The sequence below is a fragment of the Streptomyces sp. NBC_00568 genome (assembly GCF_026341855.1).
Classification (GTDB): Bacteria; Actinomycetota; Actinomycetes; order Streptomycetales; family Streptomycetaceae; genus Streptomyces.
The window spans coordinates 4946472-4968115 of sequence record NZ_JAPENW010000001.1 but is presented as its reverse complement, the minus strand read 5'-3'; the positions used below and the strand labels follow the sequence as shown (position 1 = coordinate 4968115).

Here is a 21644-nt window from a genome sequence, read left to right as displayed (position 1 = left end):
GGGTGGGGGCGGGGCGGGATCTAGGGAGTGTCCTCGGGCGGCGGCCAGGCGTCGCCCCAGTCCGCGTCGCGGGCCGCCTTGTACAGCGGGCCGTGGCGCTTGGTCACCGTCTCGCGGCGCAGTGCCTCGTCCGGCTCGCACAGGTCGAGCAGCACCTGCCCCTTGCGGATCTGCGGCTTGCGCACGATGCGATTGGGCGCCGGGGCGGGCGGGAAGCGGGTCGCGGCCACATAGCTGAACTTCTCGTCCTCGTAGGGCAGGGAACCGCCCTTGACCTGGCGGTGCAGGGAGGAACGGGCGACCCGGGCGGAGAAGTGGCACCAGTCCTGTCCGGGGACGATGGGGCAGGCGGCGCTGTGCGGGCAGGGGGCCGCGATGTGGAAGCCGGCGCCGATCAGGCGGTCGCGGGCGGCGAGGACCCGGGTGTAGCCGTCGGGGGTGCCGGGTTCGATGATCACGACGGCCCGGGCGGCGCTCGCGGCGGCGTCCACGACCGAGACGCGGTCGGCGTCGGTGAGCTCGCCCAGGACGTAGGAGACGGTGACGAGATCAGTGCTCTCGATGGTGAGCGCCGCTCCGATACGGGAGCGGTGCCACTCGGCGTCCTTCAGCTCGGGGTTGGCGGCGGCGATCTCCCGGCCGAGCGCGAGGGCGGGCTCGGCCCAGTCGAGCACGGTCACCGGGCGGACGCCCTCCCAGGTCGCGTTCACCGCCCAGATGGCCGCGCCGGTGCCGCCGCCGACGTCCACATGGCTCCCGGGCACCCAGCCGGGCACCGCGTCCGCGAACGCGTCCAGCGCGGCGCACACCGCCTCGAACGTCGCGGGCATCCGGTAGGCGGCGTAGGCCGCCACGTCCGAGCGGTCCCGGAGGATCGGCGCGTGGGTCGGGGTGGTCCCCCGGTAGTTCACGATCAGCCGCTCGACCGCCTGTGCGGCGGCTTTCGGCGGCAGGCCGTCGAGGAGCCCGGCGAGGGCGCTGCGCAGGGTGTCGGCGGGGGGTACGGGGGCGTTCACGGCCCGATTCTCTCAGGTGCCCCGTACCGCCCGCGCCCACGAGGCGATCTCTCAGATGCCGCGCACCGCCCGCCGCAGCCGGGTGGCCGCCGCTGCCCTGGGCGCGTTGTCCGCCGGGCGGCGGCGGGGGTGGACCGTGTTCGCGAGCAGCACCAGGAACGTGTCCGTCGCCGGGTCCAGGACCAGCGAGGTGCCGGTGAAACCGGTGTGGCCGGCCGCGCCGCGGCCCGCGAGGGTGCCCATGAACCAGGGCTGGTCGAGGGCGAATCCGAGGCCGGGCGGGGTGAGGAGGAGTTCGACGAAGTCGGGGCCGAGGATGCGGGCGGGGCCGTACGAACCGCCCGCGAGCAGGGTGCGGCAGAACACGGCCAGATCGCGCGCGGTGGAGAAGAGACCGGCGTGACCGGCCACCCCGCCGAGCGCCCAGGCGTTCTCGTCGTGCACCACGCCCCGCAGCATGCCCCGGTCCGCCTTGGCCCACGGCCGCTGCTGGTCCTCCGTGGCCGCCGCGCCGGGGCAGGGTCCGAACGTGGTGGCGTTCATCCCGAGCGGGCGGGTGATGCCGTCCCGGACGAGGACGTCGAGCGCCCGGCCGGTGACGCGTTCCAGCACGTACTGCAGGAGCAGCAGGTTGAGGTCGGAGTACAGGTACGCGCCCGGCTCGGAGGAGGGGGCCTCCGCGCGCAGCAGCGCCAGCCGGGCCGCGTCGTCCGCGCAGTCGTACAGCGGGAGTTCGGGGCGCAGCCCGGAGGTGTGGGTGAGCAACTGCCGTACGGTGATGCCGTGTTCGCGGGCCGCGCGGAACTCCGGCAGGTAGGCGCCGACCCGCGCGTCGATGCCCAGCGTGCCGCGCTCCAACTGCTGCACCGCGGCGACCGCCGTGAACAGCTTGGTGAGCGAGGCCAGGTCGAAGGGCGTGTGGACGGTCGCCGGCACGCGGGCGCCCGGCGGCAGTTCGGTCCCGGTGCCGTTCTCCCCGTCGTAGGCCGCGTAGCGCACCGCCCACCCCGCCGCCTCCTCGACGGCGATGACCGGGCCCCGCCCCGCGACCAGCACCACGCCCGCCGCCCAGGGGTCGGCCCCGCGCGTGAGGGCGCGGACCTCGTGGACGAGTTGACGCAGTTCTTTGCTGTCGAGTCCGGCCCGTTCCGGTGTGCCGGTCCGCAGTCTTGGTGCGCTCAGCTGTCCGCCGCCTTTCCGTTCGGTGTGCGTCCCGTCCTCCGGGGACGGCACAGTCCCACGAAGCAGGCGATGGCGACCAGTGCTGCCGCCAGTTGGACGACGGCCATCGGGACGGCCGTGCGGTCTCCGGCGATGCCGACGAGGGGGGAGGCGATCGCGCCGATGAGGAAGGAGGAGGTGCCGAGCAGCGCGGAGGCGGATCCGGCCGCGTGCCGCACCCGCATGAGGGCGAGCGCCTGGGTGTTGGGCAGGGCGAGGCCCATGGCGGACATCAGCACGAACAGCGCGGCGGAAACCGGAGCGATCCCGACCGTGCCGAGGACGCCGCTGGACATGAGCAGCAGCGCGGCCGAGGCGAGGACGACGAGCGAGAGGCCCACGGCGAGGACCTTCTCCAGGGAGACCCGGCCGACCAGCAGCTTGCCGTTGACCTGGCCGGCGATCACCAGGCCGACGGAGTTCGCGCCGAAGAGCAGGCTGAAGGTCTGCGGGGAGGCGCCGTAGATCTCCTGGATGACGAAGGGCGACGCGGAGATGTAGGCGAACAGTGCCGCGAAGGTGAAGCCGCCCGCGAGCATGTACCCGGCGAAGACCCGGTCGGCGAGCAGTCCGCGCATCGCGCGCAGCGCCTCGCCGACGCCGCCGCCGTGCCGTTCGGCGGGCGGGAGGGTCTCGGGCAGTCTCGCCCAGACGACGGCGGTCAGGGCGATGCCGACCGCGGTGAGGACCACGAACACGCCCCGCCAGTCGGTGACGCGCAGGATCTGTCCGCCGATGAGCGGCGCGACGACCGGGGCGGCGCCGGAGATCAGCATGAGGGTGGAGAAGAAGCGGGCCATCGCCACGCCGTCGTACAGGTCGCGGACGACGGCGCGGGCGATCACGATCCCGGCCGCGCCCGCGAGGCCCTGCGCGAGGCGGAAGGCCACGAGGAGTTCGACGGTGGGCGCGAGGGCGCACAGCACGGTCGCGACGACGTAGACGGCGAGGCCGGCGAGCAGCGGGCGCCTGCGGCCCCACTTGTCGCTCATCGGCCCGACGACGAGTTGTCCGAGCGCCATGCCCAGGAGGCACGCGGTGAGCGTGAGCTGCACGGTGGCGGCGGGCGCGTGCAGCGATCCGGTGACCTCCGGCAGCGCGGGGAGGTACATGTCCATCGCGAGCGGGGGTGTGGCGGTGAGCCCGCCGAGAATCAGGGTGACGAGGAGTCCGGTGCGGCCCGGTGCGCCGGGGCCGGCGGACGGTCGCGGCACGGCGCCCGACGCCGGTTCGCCGGCCGGCCCGGTCGCCTCGACGGCCACCGGTGCGGTGTCGGCGGCACCCGCGTTCGGTATGTGCCCTCGCGGGCCCTCCTGGTCCCGCGTGGTGCGGCCACGCTCGGGCATGATCCCCTCCCTCTCCGAAAGATGCGCCCCCTATGCTCTCAGTTCGAACAGCGTGTTCGGGTCACAGATCAAGGGGCGGGCATGACGGGCGAGCGTGAACGCGTGCGGTGGGGAATTCTTGCGACCGGCGGGATCGCCGCGGCGTTCACGGCTGATCTGGTGGACATGCCGGACGCCGAGGTGGTGGCCGTCGCCTCGCGGTCGGACGCCTCGGCGAAGGCGTTCGCGGACCGGTTCGGGATTCCGCGGGCGTACGGCGACTGGGCGTCGCTCGCCGCGGACGAGGACGTCGACATCGTGTACGTCGCCACGCCGCACTCGGCGCACCGGGTCGCGGCCGGGATGTGCCTGGAGGCGGGGCGCCATGTGCTGTGCGAGAAGGCGTTCACGCTGAACTCGCGGGAGGCCGAGGAGCTGGTCGCGCTCGCGCGGCGGCACGACCGCTTCCTGATGGAGGCCATGTGGATGTACTGCAATCCGCTGGTCCGGCGGCTGAAGGCGCTCGTCGACGACGGCGTGATCGGTGAGGTGCGCACGGTGCAGGCCGACTTCGGCCTCGCGGGGCCGTTCCCGCCCTCGCACCGGCTGCGGGACCCGGCGCAGGGCGGCGGGGCGCTGCTCGATCTCGGCGTCTATCCGGTGTCGTTCGCGCAGCTGCTGCTCGGGGAGCCCTCGGACGTCGTCGCGAGAGCGGTGCTCTCCGACGAGGGCGTCGATCTCCAGACGGGTGCGCTGCTCTCCTTCGAGAGCGGGGCTCTCGCTTCGGTGCACTGCTCCATCAACGGCGGCACCCCCGTCGCCGCCTCCGTCACCGGCTCCGCGGGCCGCATCGACGTCCCGGACGGCTTCTTCTTCCCGGACCATTTCGTCCTGCACCGCGACGGCCGCGAGCCCGAGACGTTCCGCGCCGACCCCGCGTCGGGCCGGCGCGACAGCCTCCGGCACGAGGCCGCCGAGGTGATGCGCGCCCTGCGCGCCGGCGAGAGAGAGTCCTCGCTCGTCCCGCTCGACGGCACGCTCGCCGTGATGCGGACGCTCGACACGATCCGGGACCGCGTCGGCGTCCGCTACCCCGGCGAGCGGGACGCGTAGGGCGTCAGGCCGGCTCGAGCCCCTGGTTCCCGGCCTCCGTCACGAAGGACGCCGCCGTGGTGACGGGCGCCCCCGGGGTCGTCACCGCGGACACCGTCCTGAAGTCGGCCCGCGCCGCCTCCCGTCCGAGTTCGACGGTCACATAGCCGCGCCGCCCGTTGTAGAACTTCAGGTGGGGGTTGGCCTGGGTGTAGGTGGCCCAGTTCGCGGGTCTGTCGGCGCCGTCCTTGCCGCTCGCGATGGAGGTGGCGACGATCTCCGTGCCGAGCACCGCCGACGCGGGGTCGTCGAAGTCGTCCAGGATGTCGAAGGCGTACCCCACGTGCACGTCTCCGGTGAGCACCATCAGGTTCTCGGTCCCGGTGGACCTGGCGCCCTCCAGGATCCGCTGCCGCGAGGCCCGGTAGCCGTCCCAGGCGTCCATGGACACCTTGGCGACCGGGTTCAGGTCCAGCTTGCGCTGGGAGAAGGTGACTTGCTGCGGTACGACGTTCCAGAGGGCGTGCGACCGGCGCCAGCCGTCGATCAGCCAGCGCTCCTGCGTCGGCCCGGTGATGGTGCGCGCCGGGTCGTCCGACTCGGGCCCGGGGATGTGCGACCCGTCGCCGTAGGCCTGGTTGGAGCGGTACTGCCGGGTGTCGAGGATGTCGAACTGCGCGAGCCGGCCCCAGCGCAGCCGGCGGTACAGCTGGGCGTCGGGCCCGTGCGGGAGCTGCGGGTGGCGCAGGGGCTGGTTCTCCCAGTAGGCGCGGTAGGCGGCGGCGCGGCGCAGCAGGAACTCCTCGGGCGGGCCGCCGTTCTCGTCGATGTCGTCGGCGTAGTTGTTCTCGGTCTCGTGGTCGTCCCAGGTGACGGCGAAGGGGTGCGCGGCGTGGGCGGCCCGCAGATCGGGGTCGGACTTGTAGAGGGCGTACCGCAGCCGGTAGTCCTCCAAGGTCACGGTCTCGTGGTTGAAGAGGTCGGGGAGCGTCCGGTCGGTGTACTTCCGGGCGCCGCCGACGGAGTTGACGGCGTACTCGTACAGGTAGTCCCCGAGGTGGAAGACGACGTCGACGTCCTCCTCGGCGAGATGGCCGTACGCGGTGAAGTACCCGTCGTGGTAGGCCTGGCAGGAGACGGCGGCGAGCCTGAGGGCGGACACCCGGGCGCCGGGTGCGGGCGCGGTGCGCGTGCGGCCCGTCTCGCTGACCCAGCCGCCCGCCCTGAAGCGGTAGTAGAAGACCCGGTCCGCGTCGAGGTGGCCGACCTCGACGTGCACGGAGTGGTGGAACTCGGGGTGCGCGGTGGCCGTTCCGCGTCTGACGACTCTGCGGAAGCGGTCGTCGTGCGCCAGTTCCCAGTGCACGGTGACGCGTTCGGCGGGCAGGCCGCTGTCGGCCTGGTACGGCGCGGGCGCGAGCCGTGTCCACAGGAGCACGGAGCCGGGCAGCGGATCGCCGGAGGCGACACCGAGCGTGAAGGGGTCGTCGGTGATCTTCGCCGCGTCGAGTTCGGCGGCGCTCGCCACGCCCGCGGCCGGCAGGTCGACGGCGAAGGCGAGCGCGGCGGCGGCGCCGGTGACGGTGAGGAATCGGCGGCGCCCGATGTGACGGGCGACAGCGCGGAGTTCGGGGGTGTGCTGCGACGGATGGTCGTGGCCTGCGGGTGTCATCTGGCCCTCCCCTGACAGTGGTCGTACGAGGCATTGGAGTGGCCAGGATCAACGTCAACTTGGCGCGTACACAACAGCCGGATGACGGATGGGTGAGTTCCGGACGCCGGAACGGCCGAGCCCTCCTCCCGTACGCTGCGGGCCCATGAACGCCATGAATCCCGTGCAGACGAAGATCGCGGTGGTGACCGGGGCGGGCTCCGGCATCGGCCGCGCGGTGGCCGCCGAACTGCTGCGCACCGGCTGGTCGGTGGCGCTGGCCGGACGCCGGGCCGAGACCCTGGAGGAGACGGCGGCCCTCGCGCCCGAGGGGCCCTCGATCGCCGTACGTACGGATGTCTCACGCCCCGACGAGGTGGCGGCCCTCTTCGCCGCCACGCGGGACCGGTTCGGGCGGCTCGACCTGCTGTTCAACAACGCCGGGACGTTCGGGCCGGGCGGCGTACCGCTCGAAGAGCTGCCGTACGACGCCTGGCGGCACGTCGTCGACACCAACCTGAACGGCGCCTTCCTGTGCGCGCAGGCGGCGTACCGGCAGATGAAGGAGCAGGACCCGCAGGGCGGGCGGATCATCAACAACGGCTCGATCTCGGCCCACACGCCCCGCCCCCGGTCGGTCGCGTACACCGCGACCAAGCACGCGCTGACCGGCCTGACCAAGTCGCTGTCCCTGGACGGACGCCCGTACCGGATCGCCTGCGGCCAGATCGACATCGGCAACGCGGCCACCGACATGACCGAGCGGATGCGGACCGGGACGCTCCAGGCGAACGGCGAGTCGGCGGTCGAACCGGTGATGGACGTGGCCGACGTGGCGCGCACCGTACGGCACATGGCCGAGCTGCCCCTGGAGGCGAACGTGCAGTTCGCGACGGTCCTGGCGACGGCCATGCCCTACGTCGGCCGCGGGTGACGCGCACATACGGAGCGCCCGCGCGGTTCACCGGCAACTGGTCAAGCAGTCAACCTACACAAACGGAAGCTGAACCTCCGGACCATATAAGCCGTTAGCGGCTTTATGCTCAGCATCTCCCCCATCAGAACTTCACACTTGAAGCACAAGACTTCGGTTCGACCACGGTCCACACCGAGGGGGGAGGTGGCAGTCGCTCCGCGGCCCGGGTGGGGGCGGACCTCGCGCGGGACGTGAGGTGTGCACCGGACCGCGGCGCGGCTGCCCCCGTCATCGGCTCCGACGGCGGCCCTCCGCCTCGGCCGGTTCCCCCGCGGACCCGCGCCCGCGGTTGCGCAGCGCCAGCGCGCCGCCCGCGAGGAGCGCGACCGCTCCCCCGGCCCCGCCGATGAGCCCCCACGACGGTCCGCCCGCGTCCGCCTTCGCGTCCGCAGCCGGAGCTCCCCCGGCGCCCTTCGCCGCCTTCCGCGTGGGCGCCGCGCTCGCGCCGCCCTCACTGAGCGGATCGACCAGCGTGCCGACCGGCTCGGCGTCCGCCGCCTTCCCGAACCCCCAGTCGAGCAGTCGGGCCGTCTCCTCGTAGACGCCGTTGCCACCGCTCTTCGGGTGCATCACTGTCACGAGGAGGGTCCGTCCGCCCCGGGTCGCGGCACCCGTGAAGGTGTTGCCGGCATGGCTGGTGTAACCGTTCTTCACGCCTATCAGGCCGTCGTACGTCTCCAGGCCCCACGCGCCCGTGAGCAGGCGGTCGGTGTTCTGGATCTGGAAGGTCTTCTTGCCTCCGGCCGGGAAGTCCGCGGTCTTCGTCGAGCAGTAGCCGCGGAAGTCGGCGCTCGCCAGGCCGTGCCGTGCGAAGAGCGTCAGGTCGTACGCGGACGACAACTGGCCCTTGTGGTCGAAGCCGTCGGGGCTGACCACCCGCGTGTCCAGGGCCTGCATGTCCTTCGCCAGGGCCTGCATCTCGGCGACCGTCGCCGCGACGCCGCCGTTCATGTGGCTGAGCACGTGCACCGCGTCGTTGCCGGAGCGCAGGAAGACGCCCTGCCACAGCTGCTCGACGGTGTACGTGATGCCGGGCTTCACCCCGACCAGACTGGAGCCCGCGGGGACGTCGGCAAGGTCGGCGTCGGTCACCTTGTACGTCCGGGTGCGCTCGAACTTCTTCAGCACGGTGTCCGCGAAGAGCATCTTCAGGGTGGAGGCGGGCGCGAGCCGCCGGTGCGCGTTGTACGAGGCGAGCACCTCACCGCTCGTGTGATCCGCGACCAGCCAGGCACGGGCGGTGAGCCGCTTGGGCAGGCCCGACGCACGGCTCGCCTGGACCCCGGCGCGGGCCAGTCGCGGCCCGCCGATCGTCGTCGCGGCGGAGGCGGTCGTGGCCGTCGCGGCGGCGAGGGGGACGGCGGCGGCGAGGCCCAGAGCGGCACGGCGGGAGAGCCCGGAAGAATCACGCATCCCGGGACCGTACAAAGTCCGTCCGGGACGCCCGACAGCGGGGTGATAAAGAGAAGGAACGCCGATTCCCAAGCGGCGGCAAAGCAGCGCGCGAAGGGGCGGGCCCGGCCCCCTTCGCACCCTCCACCGTCCCACCGGGAGACGCTCGGAGAACGGGCCCGCCGGTCTTCACCGAGGGCCACTCAACAGGCGTTTCCTGGCAGTGAGCCCTTGAAAGCCTAGGAATGGGCTGTCTGACGCAATATTGATTCCGGCGTCCGGATTCTCAGCCCTCACACATCTCTTACTCAGCCCGGCTCAAAGGTTCCTTCATAGCTTGTGGCCGCGCCCACAGGGGCGCCAAGAACCTTTGAGGAACGGGATGTTTGGCATCTATCTCAAGCGTGAGCTGAGCCGGCGCAAGAAGGCGGCGCTGGTGATCGCCCTGGGTCTGGCGCTCGGTATCGCGCTGGTCATCACCGTCAGCTCGGTGTCGGCCGGCATGCAGCAGGCACAGGACAAGGTCCTGAAGTCGCTGTACGGGCTCGGCACCGACATGACGGTCACCAAGGCCCAGACGGCACCGACGGGCAACTCCTCCGGACGGCCGAAGTTCGACTTCGACGCCAAGTCGGACAGCAGCAAGACCCAGAGCTCGGACCGCGTGATGACCCAGGGCGGGCAGTCCCTGAAGTCCTCGCTCGTCACCGAGGTCGCGGCACAGCAGGGCGTGTCGAGCGCGGTGGGCGCGCTCAGCCTGAACGTCACCAAGGTCGACGGCTCCTTCACCCAGGGCAAGGCGAAGTCCTCCACCTCGGGCTCCGGCCAGCAGGGCGGCCCCGGCGGCCAGAACGGCGGCAGCACGGGTGCGCCGCAGGTGCAGGGCGGCGGCGCCTCCTTCGACGTGAACTCCTACTCCGTCGCGGGCGTCGACGTGGCCCACCAGGACCTCGGCCCGCTGGCCACCTCGAAGATCACCACAGGCAGGACGTTCACGGCCGCGCAGACCGGCGCGAAGGTCGCGGTGCTCAGCAAGTCGTACGCCAAGGAGAACAAGTACAAGGTCGGCGAGACCTTCAAGATCTCCGGCACGAAGTACACGGTCATCGGCATCGCGACGCCCGACAGCAGCGAGTCGGCCACCGACGTCTACCTGCCGCTGAAGCAGGCCCAGACGCTCGGCGACGCGAAGAACAAGGTCACCACGATCTACGTCAAGGCGACCGACTCCAAGCAGATCGACACGGTCAAGGCGGCCATCCAGAAGAACATCTCCGGGACGACCGTCACCACCTCCGCCGACCTCGCGGACACCGTCTCCGGCTCGCTGTCCACCGCCTCGAACCTCGCGACGAGCGTCGGCAAGTGGCTCTCCGTCGCGGTCCTCGTCGCCGCGTTCCTGGTCGCGGCGCTGCTCACCTCCTCCGCCGTCTCCCGCCGGGTGCGCGAGTTCGGCACCCTCAAGGCGCTCGGCTGGCCGTCCCGCAAGGTCACCCGCCAGGTCGTCGGCGAGTCCATCGTCAACGGCCTGCTCGGCGGCGCGCTCGGCATCGCCCTCGGTCTCGGCGCGGCCTACGCCGTCACCGCGATCAGCCCGAAGCTGACGGCGGAGCTCGGCTCCACCGGCGGCGGTGGCGGCATGGGCGGCGGTCCCGGCGGTGGCGGTCCCGGCGGCCAGGCGGCCTCCGCGGCCAAGAACACCATCGACATCGCGCTCACCGCGCCGGTCTCGGTGACCACCATCGCGCTCGCCGCGGGCCTGGCCATCACGGGCGGTCTGATCGCCGGCGCCATGGGCGGCTGGCGTGCCTCCCGGATGCGTCCGGCCGACGCGCTCCGCAGCGTCTCGTAACCCGCCCCCGGGCCACACCCCTTGAGCCGGGGCGCCGTGTCCGCTCCCCCCGGGCCGCGGCGCCCCACCCCCTTCATCCTCGGAGAAACCTCATGTACAAGCTCACCGGCGTCACCAAGCGCTACACGCGGGGCAAGGAGACGGTCGAGGCGCTGCGCGGCGTCGACCTCGCCATCGAGGACGGCGACCAGCTCGTCATCCAGGGCCCCACCGGCGGCGGCAAGTCGACGCTGCTCCAGATGATCGGCGGACTCGACCGGCCGACCTCCGGCAGCGTCGAGCTGGACGGCGTGGACCTCGCCTCCATCAGCGAGGCCAAGCTGACCCGGCTGCGGGCCGAGAAGATCGGCATCATCTTCCAGTCGTTCAACCTCATCCCCACGCTGACCGCGCAGGAGAACGTCGAGACCGCCCTCGTCCCGCTCGGCGTCAAGCCCGCCGAGCGGCGCGAGCGGGCCGCCGAAGCCCTCCGCTCGGTGGGCCTCGGCGAACGGCTCACGCACGTCCCGACCGAGCTGTCCGGCGGTCAGCAGCAGCGGGTCGCCATCGCCCGGGCGCTGGTCAAGAAGCCGAAGGTGCTGCTCGCGGACGAGCCCACCGGCAACCTCGACGAAGGCACCCGCGACGACATCATGGGCCTGCTCGAAGGGCTGTGGCACGAGTACGGGCTGACCTTCATCATGGTCACCCACGACTCGTCCATCGCCCGCCGCGCACCGCGCCTCGCGACCATCAAGGCCGGGCTGATCACCCTGACCGAGCAGGGCGGCGCCCGCCGTGCCGCCCCTCAGCAGGCGGACCACCTGTCCGGGCGGCAGCAGTACGCGCAGCAGCAGTACGGCGCCGCTCAGGGCTACTGACCCCACGGCGGCCCCGTTCCCCGTTCGCGCCCCGGTTCGCGCATCGGTTCGCGCATCCGTTCTCGCCCCGCACGCGTCCACGCGCGCGTCCCGGGCCGCTCACCGTCCGAGCACGCCGTCGACCTCGGTCAACTGCGCCGCGGTGAGCGGCCCCTTGGCGATCGCGCCCGCGTTCTCCTCGGCCTGGGCGACCGAGCGGAAGCCCGGGATCGGCACGGTGCGCGGGCTGCGGGCCCACAGCCAGGCGAGGGCGCCCTGCGCCAGGGTGCGTCCGCCGCTGGTCAGGATCTCCTTGAGGGCCTCCACCCGGGCGAGCCACTCCGGGTCGGCGCCGCCCTCCGTGGTGAAGCCCTGCAGCCAGGCGGGCGGCGCGTTGCGGATGTCCCCCGCTTCGAGGGCACGTCCCGCCGCGTGCCCGCCGGTCAGCAACCCCATGGCCAGCGGGGAGCGGTTGACGCTCGCGAGCCCCGACTCCTCGCAGAGGGCGACGAGTTCGGGCGCGTCCTGCAGGATGTTCAGCCGGTGCTGCACCGCCGCGCAGTGCTCGCCCGCCGCGAAGACCGCCGCCCGTGCGGGGTCGTCAGTGCTCCACGCGTACGCCCGGATCAGCCCCTCCCGTACGAACTCCTCGCAGGTGTCGCGGAGTTCGGCGGCGCGCTCCGGGTCCGCGTCTGAGAGGTGCAGCTGGTAGAGGTCGACCCAGTCGGTGTCCAGGCGCCGCAGCGAGGCGGTGAGCGCGCGGCGGGCGTACGCCGGGGAGTCGTCGCTGCCGGTGAGCAGCCGCCGTTCCTCGTCGATGACATTGCCCCACTTGGTGGCGACGACGACATCGGCCCGCCGCTTGCCGAGCGCCCGCGCGAGTACGCGCTCGCTGTGCCCGGCGCCGTAAGCGTCCGCCGTGTCGAAGAACGTCACGCCGAGGTCGAGGGCGCGCCGGACGGCCCGTACGGACTCCTCGTCGTCGACCTTGCCCCAGCCCAGCGGCTGCCCGTCCGGCGCCGACCACTCACCGCCGATGGCCCAGCAGCCGAAGCCGAGGGCGCTGACGTCGATCCCGCTGTTTCCCAGGGTCCTGTTCCCGAAGCTCTCCATGCCCGCGCACCCTAGGAGTTGGAGCGCGCGCGAAGGCAAGACCGCGGGGCCGGGACCTGGCGGTCACGCCTCGCGACTCGGTCTCGAACCTCGCCGGCTCGCCGCCGAACCGTCGAACCGCCGACGGGCGGCTACGCCTGGCCGGTCTCGAAGCGGCTGATCCGGCCGCCGTCGTCGACGGTGAAGCTCCACTTCGTCTTCATCTCGCCCCAGGTGTCGTTGCGGTACCGCACGAGGAGGGAACGCCCGCCGTCGGACTCGTTGTCGACCTCCATGTGGCCGCGGGAGGAGAAGATCTCCCGGTCGGTCCAGTCGTCGAGGTCACGGTCGGAGCCGTCGTCCGACATGGTGGCGGAGGGCGCGAGAAGCGCCTCGAAGGCATCCCGGTCATGGGCGTTCACCGCGGTGACGAAGGCCCGGACGGCCGGGTCGCTGAGTTTCGCTACCTGAATCGTCATGGGAGCCAGACTCACACCGGTCCCCCGCACCCGCCACCCGAACGGCGGCGCGGGTGCACCGGACCCGTCCGTTCGGTGCGACGGTGGAGACCCGGGAGGGAACCGTTGCCGCTGTCTGCACTGGGAGTCACCGTGACCTGTATCGACCGGCGTGATCTGGGACTGCTGCTGCTCCGTCTGAGCACGGGCGGCGTGCTGGCCGCGCACGGAGCGCAGAAGCTGTTCGGCTGGTTCGGCGGAGGCGGCATCGAGGGCACCGGAGCCGCCATGGAGGCCATGGGCTATGCGCCCGGGAGGACGAGCGCCACGGCGGCGGGCCTCGCGGAGGCGGGCGGTGGCACCCTGCTGGCGCTGGGCCTCGCCACGCCCGCGGCGGGCGCCGCGGCGGCCGGTGCGATGGCGGGCGCGGCGGCCGTGCACGTACCGAACGGGTTCTTCGCGCAGAGCGGTGGTTACGAGTACACGGCGTCCCTCGGTCTGGCGGCGGCGGGCCTCGCGGTGACCGGTCCCGGCCGGCTGTCCCTCGACCATCTGATGGGCCACGCGGTGAACCGCGGCTGGATGGTGCCGATCGCGCTCGGCACCACGGCGGCGGTCACGGCGGTCGTCGTGGGCGTCCGGAACAACCGGGTGCGCAAGGCGCGGGAGGGCGAGCAGGAGGCCCTGTTCGACGAGTAGGAGTCGGCCCTCCGCCGGCTGGGGAGGCTCGGTCCATGGCTGACGACACCGCACACGATCCGGCCGGGCACACCGGCGCCGACAGAGCGGTGCGCGCGCCCGCCGAGCCTGCCGGGCACAACGCCGTCGGCGCGGGCGCGAAGGCCCCCGGTCACGATGTCTGGGACACGATCGAGGGACTGCACACCTGGCTGGACGCCAACCAGCCGCACCGCGGCCGGGAGGGCCTGCTGCTGCGCGTGCTGAAGCTGTCGGAGGAGGTGGGCGAGGTCGCGCAGGCGGTGATCGGCGCGACGGGCCAGAACCCGCGCAAGGGCGTGAGCCACACCTGGGACGACGTCCGCGCGGAACTGTGCGATGTCGTGATCACCGCGATGGTGGCGCTGCGCACCCTCGCGCCGGACGCGCGCGAGGCCTTCACGGCCCACCTCACGTCCGTGGCCGACCGCTCGCTCGGCCCGGCGCCCGTCGCCGAACGCCCACTCGGCACGGCGCCAACGACCTGACCAGGCAAGGGACTCCACGGCCCCGGTCCCGAACATGGCTGCGGCGACCGGAAGTGTTCACCCCGCGGACGTGTCCTCGCGGCCTGGAGTTGGCGGGCGCGGCTCAGCCTTCTCGTCGACGCAGAGCCGACGAAAGGGTCCCCGTGCAGGACTACGTTTTCCCCACCGGCCGCAGGACGGCAGCCATGCTCACCGGCGTGCTGACCCTGGCGGCTCTGGGCCTGGGAAGCCAGGCACACGCGGCGAGTTACGGCACGCCGAGCCTTTCGCTGTCGGCCACGTATCTGTCGGGCGCGGTGGGCGCGACCGCCGATCCGGCCGTGAACGTGACCGTCGCGCAGAGCGGGGCCGACGCCGGCGCGCTCACCGTCACGGTCACCAAGAGCAGCAAGACAGCGGTGGCGACCACGGGCGACGTGACCGTCACCGGCACGGGCGCCACCCGGAAGGTCGCCGTCGCCGCGCGCGGCCGGGGCTACACCGACCTCACCGTGAAGGTGACCGGGGTCGACGGCCAGACGGCCACGAAGACGCTGCACTACGCCGCGTCGGCCGCCGTCCAACTGGCCTCCGACAGCCGGTACTTCACCGGTTCCAGCGACGCCTCGGCGGCCGTCGACGTGGGCGGCGGCTACACGGTCGTCGCGGACGACGAGTCCAACACCCTGCGTCTGTACGACCGTTCGACGTCCGGCGCGCCGGTCAAGAGCTGGGACTTCGGCTCCAAGGCAGGCGTCTCCAAGGAGATCGACATCGAGGCCGCCACCCGTGTCGGCGACACCGTCTACTGGACGGGTTCGCTCGGCAACAACAAGGACGGCGAGTACAAGGCGGACCGCAACACGGTCTTCACCACCACGGTGACCGGCTCCGGCGCCTCGACCGCCCTGACGTACGGCCGTTCGTACAAGAAGCTGCGGGACGATCTCGTCGCCTGGGACGAGGCGAACGGCGACCGCTACGGCTTCGCGGCGGGCACCGAGGACGGGCAGGTGCCCAAGCAGATCGACGGGTTCAACGTGGAGGGCCTGGAGTTCGCGCCGGGCTCGACGACCACGGCCTACCTCGGGTTCCGCGCGCCGCTCGCCCCCGCGGTGCCCGGCGGCAAGGCTCTGATCGTGCCGGTCACCAACTTCGACAAGGTGCTGAGCAGCGGCACCTCGGCCGCCTTCGGCACGCCGGTCGAACTCGACCTCGGTGGCCTGGCGATCCGCGACATCCGCAAGAACGCGTCGAACCAGTACCTGATCGTGGCCGGCTCCTGGGCCGCCGACGACAACTCCGACCCGTACGCCCTGTACTCCTGGGACGGCGTCGCGGGGCACGCCCCGGTCAAGCGCCTCGACCTGCCCACCTCGGACCCCGGCGGCTGGGAGGCGATCGTCGACGTCCCCGACCTCACGGTGTCCGGCGCCCGCGCCCAGCTGATCACCGACGACGGTTCCGCCGACCTGTACGGCGACGGCACCGAGGCCAAGGACCTCACCCGCGCGGAGTGGAAGAAGTCCCGCGCCACCTGGTTCACGGTCACGAACTGAGCTTGCGGGAACCCGAGGGCACCCGGCGCTCCCGGACATGCCGAAGGGCTCCGGCCAGGTCGTAGGACCGGGTCGGAGCCCTGATGGCAGACGAGTCGGGCTGTACGCCGGGTTCTGTCGCCCGGTCGCCTCGCGGCGGCCGGGGAGACGGCCATCCATCTAGGGCCGGCGTTGCCGCCGGCCTCGTGCGGTCTACCCGCGGACTCGGGCGGGCAGCCCTCGAACGTCCGCGCAGGGCCACCTTCTCTTCCGAGAAAGCGGCCCCTCTTGACCTTGCTCCGGGTGGGGTTTACCTAGCCGCCTGAGTCGCCTCAGGCGCTGGTGGTCTCTTACACCACCGTTTCACCCTTACCGGGAACCGGAGTTCTCGGCGGTCTACTTTCTGTGGCACTGTCCCGCGGGTCACCCCGGGTGGCCGTTAGCCACCACCCTGCCCTGTGGAGCCCGGACGTTCCTCGGGAAGGTCCACAAGAACCTCCACGCGGCCGTCCGCCCGGCTCGTCTGCCGTGTCGACCATGGTACCGGGCGGGGGCGCCGCCGAGGACCGGCCGTCGCCGTGGCCAGTACCGAGCCCGCCAGGATGAGGGCGAAGGCGGCGAGGATGCCGGCGGTCAGGCGTTCGTCCAGGAACACCGCGCCCGCGGCGACCGCGACCGCCGGGTTGACGTAGGTGATGACCGTCGCCCGGGTCGGGCCCGCTTCCTTGATCAGTTCCAGGAAGGCCACGAAGGCGACGGCCGTGCAGACGACGCCCAGGCCCGCGAGGGCGGCCAGGACCTGTCCGGAAGGGATCGCGTCCGGCCGGGTGACGACCGCCGCGGGGGCGTAGACCAGCGCCGCCAGGGCCAGGCAGGGGGCCGTGAGGTGGAGTGACGGCACGTCCTTGAGGTGGCGGGCGGCGATGACCGGCGCGGTGGCGTAGCCGACGACCGTGAGCAGCACCTCGACGAGCGACCGGGCGTCGCCGCCGGTCAGATGCGGGGCCGTGAGGACGGCGACACCGCTCAGGCCGAGGGCGAGGCCCGCGACACGGCGGGTGCCGAGTCGTTCCGTGTCGCCGAAGAGCCGGGCCGCGGCCACGCCGATGATCGGCACCCCGGCGATCAGCAGGCCCGCGGTGGAGCTGGACAGATGGCGTTCGGCGTCCGTCAGGGTCCACCAGGGGACCATGATCTCGATGCACGCGAAGGCCAGCATCGGGCGCCAGTGGGCCCGTACGGTCCGGGTCAGGCCGCCCTGACGGATCGCGAAGGGCAGCAGCAGCGCGGCGCCGATCAGACAGCGCGTGAACACCACCACCGACGGGGACAGCTCGTCCACCGCCACTTTGATCATCAGGTAGGGGATGCCCCAGACCACTCCCATCAGGGAGAACAGGAACCAGCCGCGTGCAGTCATGGGGGCAGTCTCGGCCGCCGCCCGGCGCGGCGTCTTGAACGCTGTTGCGCTACGACGGCCGCCCGGTCCGGGCGGCGGCACGACCGGTCCGCGCTACGGCGACGGGAAGACGCTCGCGCGGTACGCCGCCGGTGTCACCCCCAGCACGCGGCGGAACCAGCGGGTCAGATGCGCCTGGTCCGCGAAGCCGACGAGCCCGGCGACCTCGGCGGGGCGCAGTCCTGACTCCAGGAGCCGGCGGGCCCGGTGCACCCGGTGCTGGGCCAGCCAGGCGTACGGCGGTATCCCCATGGTCGTACGGAAGGCGCGCAGGAGCTGGTAGCGGGACAGGCCCAGGTCCGTGGCGAGGGAGGCGAGGGAGGGCGGGGCCTGGAGTTCGTCGGCCAGGCGGTCCCGTACGGCGTCGGCCACACGTGCGGCGCCGGGGATCTCGTCGCGGTCGGGGCGGGCCGTGGAGTGGCGCCGGGCCAGCGCGGCCAGCAGCCACGGGAAGCGGGACTCGGCCTCCAGCGGGTCGGGGCAGACGCTCAGTTCGGTGTGCGCGGAGCGCAACGCGGCGGCGAGTTCGGGGTCGTCGAGGAGGGGTTCACGGAAGTGCGGGAGGCCGCCGACGGCGGCCTCGGAGAGCAGGGACGGCTCCGCGTACAGGGCCCGGTAGGCGTAGCCGTCGCAGGCGGCGGGACCGCCGGTGTGCATCTCGCCGGGGGCCAGCACGACGATGGACCCCGGGCCGGTCCGGATGTGGCCGCCGCGGTAGTCGATGATCTCCGAGCCGCCGACGCAGATGCCTATGGTGAACTCGTCGTGGGCGTGCGGTGCGTAGCGGTGCTGGTCGAAGCGGGCGGTCAGCAGGTCCAGGGGCCGGCCGTCCCGGCCGAGGGTGGCCCGGGTCCAACGGGCCTCTTCCCTCACGGCCGCCGTCGGCCCACGCCGTACGGCCGCGGTCGCCGTCCCCCGTACGACCTCGGCCGTCCCGCCCTTCAGCACCGTGATCGCGTCTCCCGGTCCGGCCGGAGTCGCCGTCGCCCGTGTCACCGCCGCCACCTCTTCTCCCGCGGCACCGGTCGCCGCTACGAGGGCAACACGCGTGTCCCCCGTTTCCATGCCGCGCCGGGGAGATCGGTCGAGGTGAGGGAGCGGGGAGGCGGGAGCAGGCAGGCGGGAGCAGGCAGGGAAAGGAAGGGAAGGGGCAGGGAGAGGAGGGAAGCGAACTCGGCGACGGACCGGGCGGGTTCGTCGCCGTGCTCAGGCAGGCGCGAACTCTACCTTCGCCGTTCCGGGGTCCGCCTGGGTGAGCCGGACCCGCAGGCGTTCGCCCAGCGGCAGGTCCGTCGTGCCGCCCGCGATCCGGGCGAAGACCGCCGGGGACTCCAACTGCACGGTGCCGACCGTGGGTTCGTGCTCCTGTACGTCCACCACGCAGGCCTCGAAGAGGTCGCCGACCCGGTCCTTGAGCAGCGCGGCCTCCACGATGTCGACGCACTCGCGCTCGACGGTGCCCGCGCGCCGGCTGCCCTCCGCCATCTCCTTGGGCAGGGCGTCGAGGGCCTCGAGGACCCAGTCGGGAGTCGGCTCACCGGCGGCGGCCGCGAGGCAGATCTCCGAGCTGTAGCGGTCGACGAGCCGGCGCAGCGGGGCTGTGCAGTGGGCGTAGGGCGCGGCGACGGCGGCATGCGCGGTGACCTCGGGGAGCGCCCCGTCCCGGAAGACGGTGTACCCGGCGCCGCGCAGCAGCGTCGTGCACTCCAGGAGGAAGGCCGCGTGGTGCGGCCGGTGCGGGTCGAGGGAGCGGACGAGCTGCGCGTACGAGACGTGGTGCGGCCAGTCGATGTGCAGGGCCCGCGCGGTGCGGCGCAGCCGTCCGACCGCCCCGTCCGGCGCGGCGGGCAGCGTCCGCAGCACCCCCGTGCCGTGCGCGAGCATCAGGTCGGCGGCCGCCATGCCGGTGAGGAGGGAGACCTGAGCGTTCCAGCCGTCGGCGGGCAGCGGGGCCCGGTAGACGAGTTCGTACGTCCCGTCCTTCTCCACGATCTCCTGCTCGGGCACGTTGAGCGAGATGCCGCCGCGCTCGATCTCCAGGCCCTCGCGCAGGGTGCCGACGTCCTTGAGCAGGGCGAGCGGTTCCTCCGCCGTCCCCGCGTCGATCTGCCGCTGCACGTGCGCGTAGTCCAGCTTGGCGCGGCTGCGGACCAGGGCGCGGCGGACTCCGGTCGTCTCCGTACGGCCGTCCGCGTCGAGGTCGATCGTCCACAGGACGGCCGGGCAGGTCTGGTCCGGGAGGAGGCTCGCGGAGCCCTCGGAGAGCCGGGGCGGGTGGACGGGGATCTTCCCGTCCGGGAAGTAGAGGGTCATCACGCGTCGGTGCGCCTCGGCGTCCAGGGCTCCGCCGGGCGCCACGAAGGCGGCGACGTCGGCGATGGCGTACCGGACGCGGTAGCCGCCCCGCTCGCGGCGCGACAGGTGCATCGCCTGGTCGAGGTCGTCGGACGTCGGAGGGTCGATGGTGAAGAAGGGGATGTCCGTCGCGTCGTACGACGGCAGGCGGGGCGGCCTCCCGGCCTCCGCGAGGACCTCGGCCGGGAAGCTCACGGGCACCCCGAGCTCGGTCCGCAGAGCGCCGAGGGCGGCTCGCAGCGGAGCCTCCGGTGCACCGGTGACACGGACGTGACGGCGAGGCATGGATCGAGCGTAGGCCGGGGGCAACCGTTGAGCACGCCGAGCGGGCGGCCGGGGGTCCGGGGGCGGGAGCGGCGGTACGCCGGCGTGCGGCTGCCCGGCGGCGTGCGGCTGCCCGGCGGGGTGCCCGGACGTGGCTCCGGCCGGGCACCTGGGGCCCGGTGGGGACCGGCCGGACGGCGAGGCTCGGTAGGGACCGGCCGGACGGCGAAAGCGCCCCGGTCGCACCCCGTAGGCTGGCGCCGGGCCATATCCACCGTGAGGAGAACCAACCGTGCTCGTGCTGCTGCCGCCCTCCGAAGGCAAGGCCCCCTCCGGCCGGGGAACCGCGCTCAAGACGGAGTCGCTGTCCCTGCCCGGCCTCACGGAGGCACGCCAGGCGGTCCTCGACGAGCTGGTCGAGCTGTGCGCGGCCGACGAGGAGAAGGCCCGCGAGGTGCTCGGGCTGAGCGAGGGTCTGCGCGGCGAGATCGCGAAGAACACGGAACTGCGGACCGCGGGCGCGCGCCCGGCCGGGGAGATCTACACGGGGGTCCTGTACGACTCCCTGGACCTGGCCTCGCTGGACACCCCCGCGAAGCGGCGCGCGGGCCGCTCGCTGCTGGTCTTCTCCGGACTGTGGGGCGCGGTGCGGGTGACCGACCGCATCCCCTCGTACCGCTGCTCGATGGGCGTGAAGCTGCCCGGCCTCGGAGCGCTGGGCGCGCACTGGCGTACGCCGATGGCGACCGCCCTCCCCGAGGCCGCGGGAGACGGGCTCGTGCTGGACCTGCGGTCCTCGGCGTACACGGCGGCGTGGAAGCCCAAGGGGGAGGTCGCTGGGCGGACGGCGACCGTCCGGGTGCTGCACGCGCAGATGGTGAACGGGGTCGAGAAACGGTCCGTCGTCAGCCACTTCAACAAGGCGACCAAGGGCAAGATCGTCCGTAGCCTGCTCACCGCGGGCGCGGCGCCGAAGAGCCCGGCGGAGCTGGTGGAGGCGCTGCGGGACCTCGGGTACGCCGTGGAGGCGGAGGCCCCCGGCAGGGCGGGCAGGCCGTGGGCGCTCGACGTGGTGGTGAAGGAGATCCACTGAGCGGCGATCCACGCTCGGACACTCCCTTTCGGCCACCCCCCTTTCGCCCCCCCCTTCGACCACCCCCCTTTCGACCACCCCCCTTTTGACAACCCCCTTCGGCCACCCCCTTCGGCCACCCCCTTTCGACAGCGTTGCATCATGCGCAACGGTCTTTGCGCATGATGCAGACCCCGGGCAGGATGTGGGCATGACCTCGCCGCTGCCCCCGTCTCCGCATGCCTCCGTCCTGGATCTCGCGCCCGTCGTCCCCGTCGTCGTGGTCGCGGACGCCGCCGACGCGGTGCCGTTGGCGCGGGCCCTGGTCGCCGGCGGGCTGCCCGCGATCGAGGTGACGCTGCGGACCCCGGCCGCGCTCGAAGCGATCCGGGCCATCGCGACGGAGGTGCCGGACGCGGTGGTGGGCGCCGGCACGGTGCTGACACCGGAGCATGTGGCGGATTCCGTCGCGGCGGGGGCCCGCTTCCTGGTCAGCCCCGGCTGGACGGACGTGCTGCTCGACGCGATGAAGGCGTCCGGGGTGCCGTTCCTGCCGGGGGTGTCGACCACCTCGGAGGTGGTGGCGCTGCTGGAGCGGGGGGTGCGTGAGATGAAGTTCTTCCCCGCACAGGCGGCGGGCGGCACGGCGTACCTGAAGTCGCTCGCCGGGCCGCTCCCCCAGGCACGGTTCTGCCCGACGGGCGGCATCGGCCCCGAGTGCGCGCCGGACTACCTCGCACTCCCCAACGTGGGCTGCGTGGGCGGCAGTTGGATGCTCCCGGCCGACGCGATCGCCGCGCGGGACTGGCGCCGGGTGGAGGAACTGGCGCGGGAGGCGTCGGCGCTGCGCCGGTAGCC

The 21644-nt window shown here is 72.8% G+C and carries 18 protein-coding genes, 1 other RNA gene and 1 pseudogene; 9 read left to right on the top strand and 11 right to left on the bottom strand.

Annotated elements, in window-relative coordinates; translation table 11 throughout:
* Positions 1 to 20: 20 nt before the first annotated feature.
* The 3 genes from OOK38_RS21530 to OOK38_RS21520 are packed head-to-tail and all read right to left on the bottom strand — an operon-like array spanning position 21 to position 3583.
* Positions 21 to 1016, bottom strand: a complete 996-nt coding sequence (locus OOK38_RS21530; protein WP_266758111.1) for a small ribosomal subunit Rsm22 family protein — start codon at positions 1014 to 1016, stop codon at positions 21 to 23.
* 51 nt (positions 1017 to 1067) lie between these two features.
* On the bottom strand, positions 1068 to 2249 hold the full coding sequence (locus OOK38_RS21525; protein ID WP_266758113.1) for a serine hydrolase: 1182 nt from the start codon (positions 2247 to 2249) through the stop codon (positions 1068 to 1070).
* Positions 2195 to 3583, bottom strand: coding sequence for a multidrug effflux MFS transporter (locus OOK38_RS21520; protein WP_266758115.1), 1389 nt, complete (start codon positions 3581 to 3583; stop codon positions 2195 to 2197). The genes OOK38_RS21525 and OOK38_RS21520 overlap by 55 nt, the downstream gene beginning before the upstream one ends.
* An 81-nt stretch (positions 3584 to 3664) precedes the next feature.
* Here OOK38_RS21520 and OOK38_RS21515 point away from each other — a divergent pair, with 81 nt between their 5' ends.
* Positions 3665 to 4675: a Gfo/Idh/MocA family protein gene (locus tag OOK38_RS21515; protein WP_266758117.1), complete on the top strand. Its 1011-nt coding sequence runs from the start codon at positions 3665 to 3667 to the stop codon at positions 4673 to 4675.
* A 4-nt stretch (positions 4676 to 4679) separates the two neighbouring features.
* Here the strand turns inward: OOK38_RS21515 and OOK38_RS21510 are convergent, their stop codons facing one another.
* Complete coding sequence (locus tag OOK38_RS21510) at positions 4680 to 6326, bottom strand: alkaline phosphatase (RefSeq protein ID WP_266758118.1); 1647 nt, start codon at positions 6324 to 6326, stop codon at positions 4680 to 4682.
* A 154-nt stretch (positions 6327 to 6480) separates the two neighbouring features.
* Between OOK38_RS21510 and OOK38_RS21505 the strand changes: the two genes are divergently transcribed.
* On the top strand, positions 6481 to 7239 hold the full coding sequence (locus OOK38_RS21505; RefSeq protein ID WP_266765655.1) for an SDR family oxidoreductase: 759 nt from the start codon (positions 6481 to 6483) through the stop codon (positions 7237 to 7239).
* A gap of 270 nt (positions 7240 to 7509) precedes the next feature.
* On the opposite strand, the gene OOK38_RS21500 is transcribed toward OOK38_RS21505, so the two are convergent.
* Positions 7510 to 8694 (bottom strand): D-alanyl-D-alanine carboxypeptidase family protein, encoded by a 1185-nt coding sequence (locus OOK38_RS21500; RefSeq protein WP_266758120.1) that lies wholly within the window; start codon positions 8692 to 8694, stop codon positions 7510 to 7512.
* Between the two features lie 361 nt (positions 8695 to 9055).
* On the opposite strand from OOK38_RS21500, the gene OOK38_RS21495 reads away from it, so the two are divergent.
* Entirely contained in the window at positions 9056 to 10525 is a 1470-nt protein-coding gene (locus tag OOK38_RS21495; protein ID WP_266758122.1) for an ABC transporter permease, read from the top strand.
* Between the two features lie 92 nt (positions 10526 to 10617).
* Positions 10618 to 11385 (top strand): ABC transporter ATP-binding protein, encoded by a 768-nt coding sequence (locus OOK38_RS21490; protein ID WP_266758124.1) that lies wholly within the window; start codon positions 10618 to 10620, stop codon positions 11383 to 11385.
* Between the two features lie 99 nt (positions 11386 to 11484).
* On the opposite strand, the gene OOK38_RS21485 is transcribed toward OOK38_RS21490, so the two are convergent.
* Entirely contained in the window at positions 11485 to 12477 is a 993-nt protein-coding gene (locus OOK38_RS21485; RefSeq protein ID WP_266758125.1) for an aldo/keto reductase, read from the bottom strand.
* A gap of 131 nt (positions 12478 to 12608) precedes the next feature.
* Entirely contained in the window at positions 12609 to 12935 is a 327-nt protein-coding gene (locus tag OOK38_RS21480; protein ID WP_266848682.1) for a nuclear transport factor 2 family protein, read from the bottom strand.
* Between the two features lie 132 nt (positions 12936 to 13067).
* Here OOK38_RS21480 and OOK38_RS21475 point away from each other — a divergent pair, with 132 nt between their 5' ends.
* The 3 genes from OOK38_RS21475 (at position 13068) to OOK38_RS21465 (ending at position 15657) form a co-directional block, all read left to right on the top strand.
* The gene (locus OOK38_RS21475; protein ID WP_266758129.1) at positions 13068 to 13613 is read left to right on the top strand and encodes a DoxX family protein; all 546 of its coding nucleotides are present in this window, start codon (positions 13068 to 13070) and stop codon (positions 13611 to 13613) included.
* A gap of 170 nt (positions 13614 to 13783) precedes the next feature.
* Positions 13784 to 14119: a MazG-like family protein gene (locus OOK38_RS21470; RefSeq protein WP_266765656.1), complete on the top strand. Its 336-nt coding sequence runs from the start codon at positions 13784 to 13786 to the stop codon at positions 14117 to 14119.
* Between the two features lie 185 nt (positions 14120 to 14304).
* Positions 14305 to 15657 (top strand): hypothetical protein, encoded by a 1353-nt coding sequence (locus tag OOK38_RS21465; RefSeq protein ID WP_266765657.1) that lies wholly within the window; start codon positions 14305 to 14307, stop codon positions 15655 to 15657.
* An 87-nt stretch (positions 15658 to 15744) separates the two neighbouring features.
* On the opposite strand, the gene rnpB is transcribed toward OOK38_RS21465, so the two are convergent.
* The 4 genes and pseudogenes from rnpB to OOK38_RS21445 all read right to left on the bottom strand — a co-directional run bounded on the left by rnpB (position 15745) and on the right by OOK38_RS21445 (position 19735).
* An RNA gene (gene rnpB / locus OOK38_RS21460) (RNase P RNA component class A) lies at positions 15745 to 16158 on the bottom strand.
* 70 nt (positions 16159 to 16228) lie between these two features.
* Positions 16229 to 16993 (bottom strand): annotated as a pseudogene (locus OOK38_RS34625) (DMT family transporter); the annotation flags it as partial.
* A 156-nt stretch (positions 16994 to 17149) separates the two neighbouring features.
* The gene (locus OOK38_RS21450) at positions 17150 to 17968 is read right to left on the bottom strand and encodes an AraC family transcriptional regulator (protein ID WP_266765658.1); all 819 of its coding nucleotides are present in this window, start codon (positions 17966 to 17968) and stop codon (positions 17150 to 17152) included.
* 333 nt (positions 17969 to 18301) lie between these two features.
* Positions 18302 to 19735 carry an RNB domain-containing ribonuclease gene (locus tag OOK38_RS21445; RefSeq protein WP_266758133.1) on the bottom strand — a complete coding sequence of 478 codons (1434 nt, stop codon included), beginning with the start codon at positions 19733 to 19735 and terminating at the stop codon, positions 18302 to 18304.
* Positions 19736 to 20006: 271 nt separating this feature from the next.
* Between OOK38_RS21445 and yaaA the strand changes: the two genes are divergently transcribed.
* Positions 20007 to 20807 (top strand): peroxide stress protein YaaA, encoded by an 801-nt coding sequence (yaaA, locus tag OOK38_RS21440; RefSeq protein WP_266758135.1) that lies wholly within the window; start codon positions 20007 to 20009, stop codon positions 20805 to 20807.
* Between the two features lie 190 nt (positions 20808 to 20997).
* Positions 20998 to 21642: a bifunctional 4-hydroxy-2-oxoglutarate aldolase/2-dehydro-3-deoxy-phosphogluconate aldolase gene (gene eda / locus OOK38_RS21435; RefSeq protein ID WP_266758137.1), complete on the top strand. Its 645-nt coding sequence runs from the start codon at positions 20998 to 21000 to the stop codon at positions 21640 to 21642.
* Positions 21643 to 21644 lie beyond the last annotated feature (2 nt).

Bases quoted from the DNA above. Each gene is read 5' to 3' on its own strand.
- OOK38_RS21465 (WP_266765657.1), top strand. From the start codon at position 14,305: ATGCTCACCGGCGTGCTGACCCTGGCGGCTCTGGGCCTGGGAAGCCAG.
- eda (WP_266758137.1), top strand. From the start codon at position 20,998: ATGACCTCGCCGCTGCCCCCGTCTCCGCATGCCTCCGTCCTGGATCTC.
- OOK38_RS21495 (WP_266758122.1), top strand. From the start codon at position 9,056: ATGTTTGGCATCTATCTCAAGCGTGAGCTGAGCCGGCGCAAGAAGGCG.
- OOK38_RS21485 (WP_266758125.1), bottom strand. From the start codon at position 12,477: ATGGAGAGCTTCGGGAACAGGACCCTGGGAAACAGCGGGATCGACGTC.
- OOK38_RS21510 (WP_266758118.1), bottom strand. From the start codon at position 6,326: ATGACACCCGCAGGCCACGACCATCCGTCGCAGCACACCCCCGAACTC.
- OOK38_RS21520 (WP_266758115.1), bottom strand. From the start codon at position 3,583: ATGCCCGAGCGTGGCCGCACCACGCGGGACCAGGAGGGCCCGCGAGGG.
- OOK38_RS21505 (WP_266765655.1), top strand. From the start codon at position 6,481: ATGAATCCCGTGCAGACGAAGATCGCGGTGGTGACCGGGGCGGGCTCC.
- OOK38_RS21500 (WP_266758120.1), bottom strand. From the start codon at position 8,694: ATGCGTGATTCTTCCGGGCTCTCCCGCCGTGCCGCTCTGGGCCTCGCC.
- OOK38_RS21490 (WP_266758124.1), top strand. From the start codon at position 10,618: ATGTACAAGCTCACCGGCGTCACCAAGCGCTACACGCGGGGCAAGGAG.
- OOK38_RS21515 (WP_266758117.1), top strand. From the start codon at position 3,665: ATGACGGGCGAGCGTGAACGCGTGCGGTGGGGAATTCTTGCGACCGGC.
- OOK38_RS21445 (WP_266758133.1), bottom strand. From the start codon at position 19,735: ATGCCTCGCCGTCACGTCCGTGTCACCGGTGCACCGGAGGCTCCGCTG.
- OOK38_RS21480 (WP_266848682.1), bottom strand. From the start codon at position 12,935: ATGACGATTCAGGTAGCGAAACTCAGCGACCCGGCCGTCCGGGCCTTC.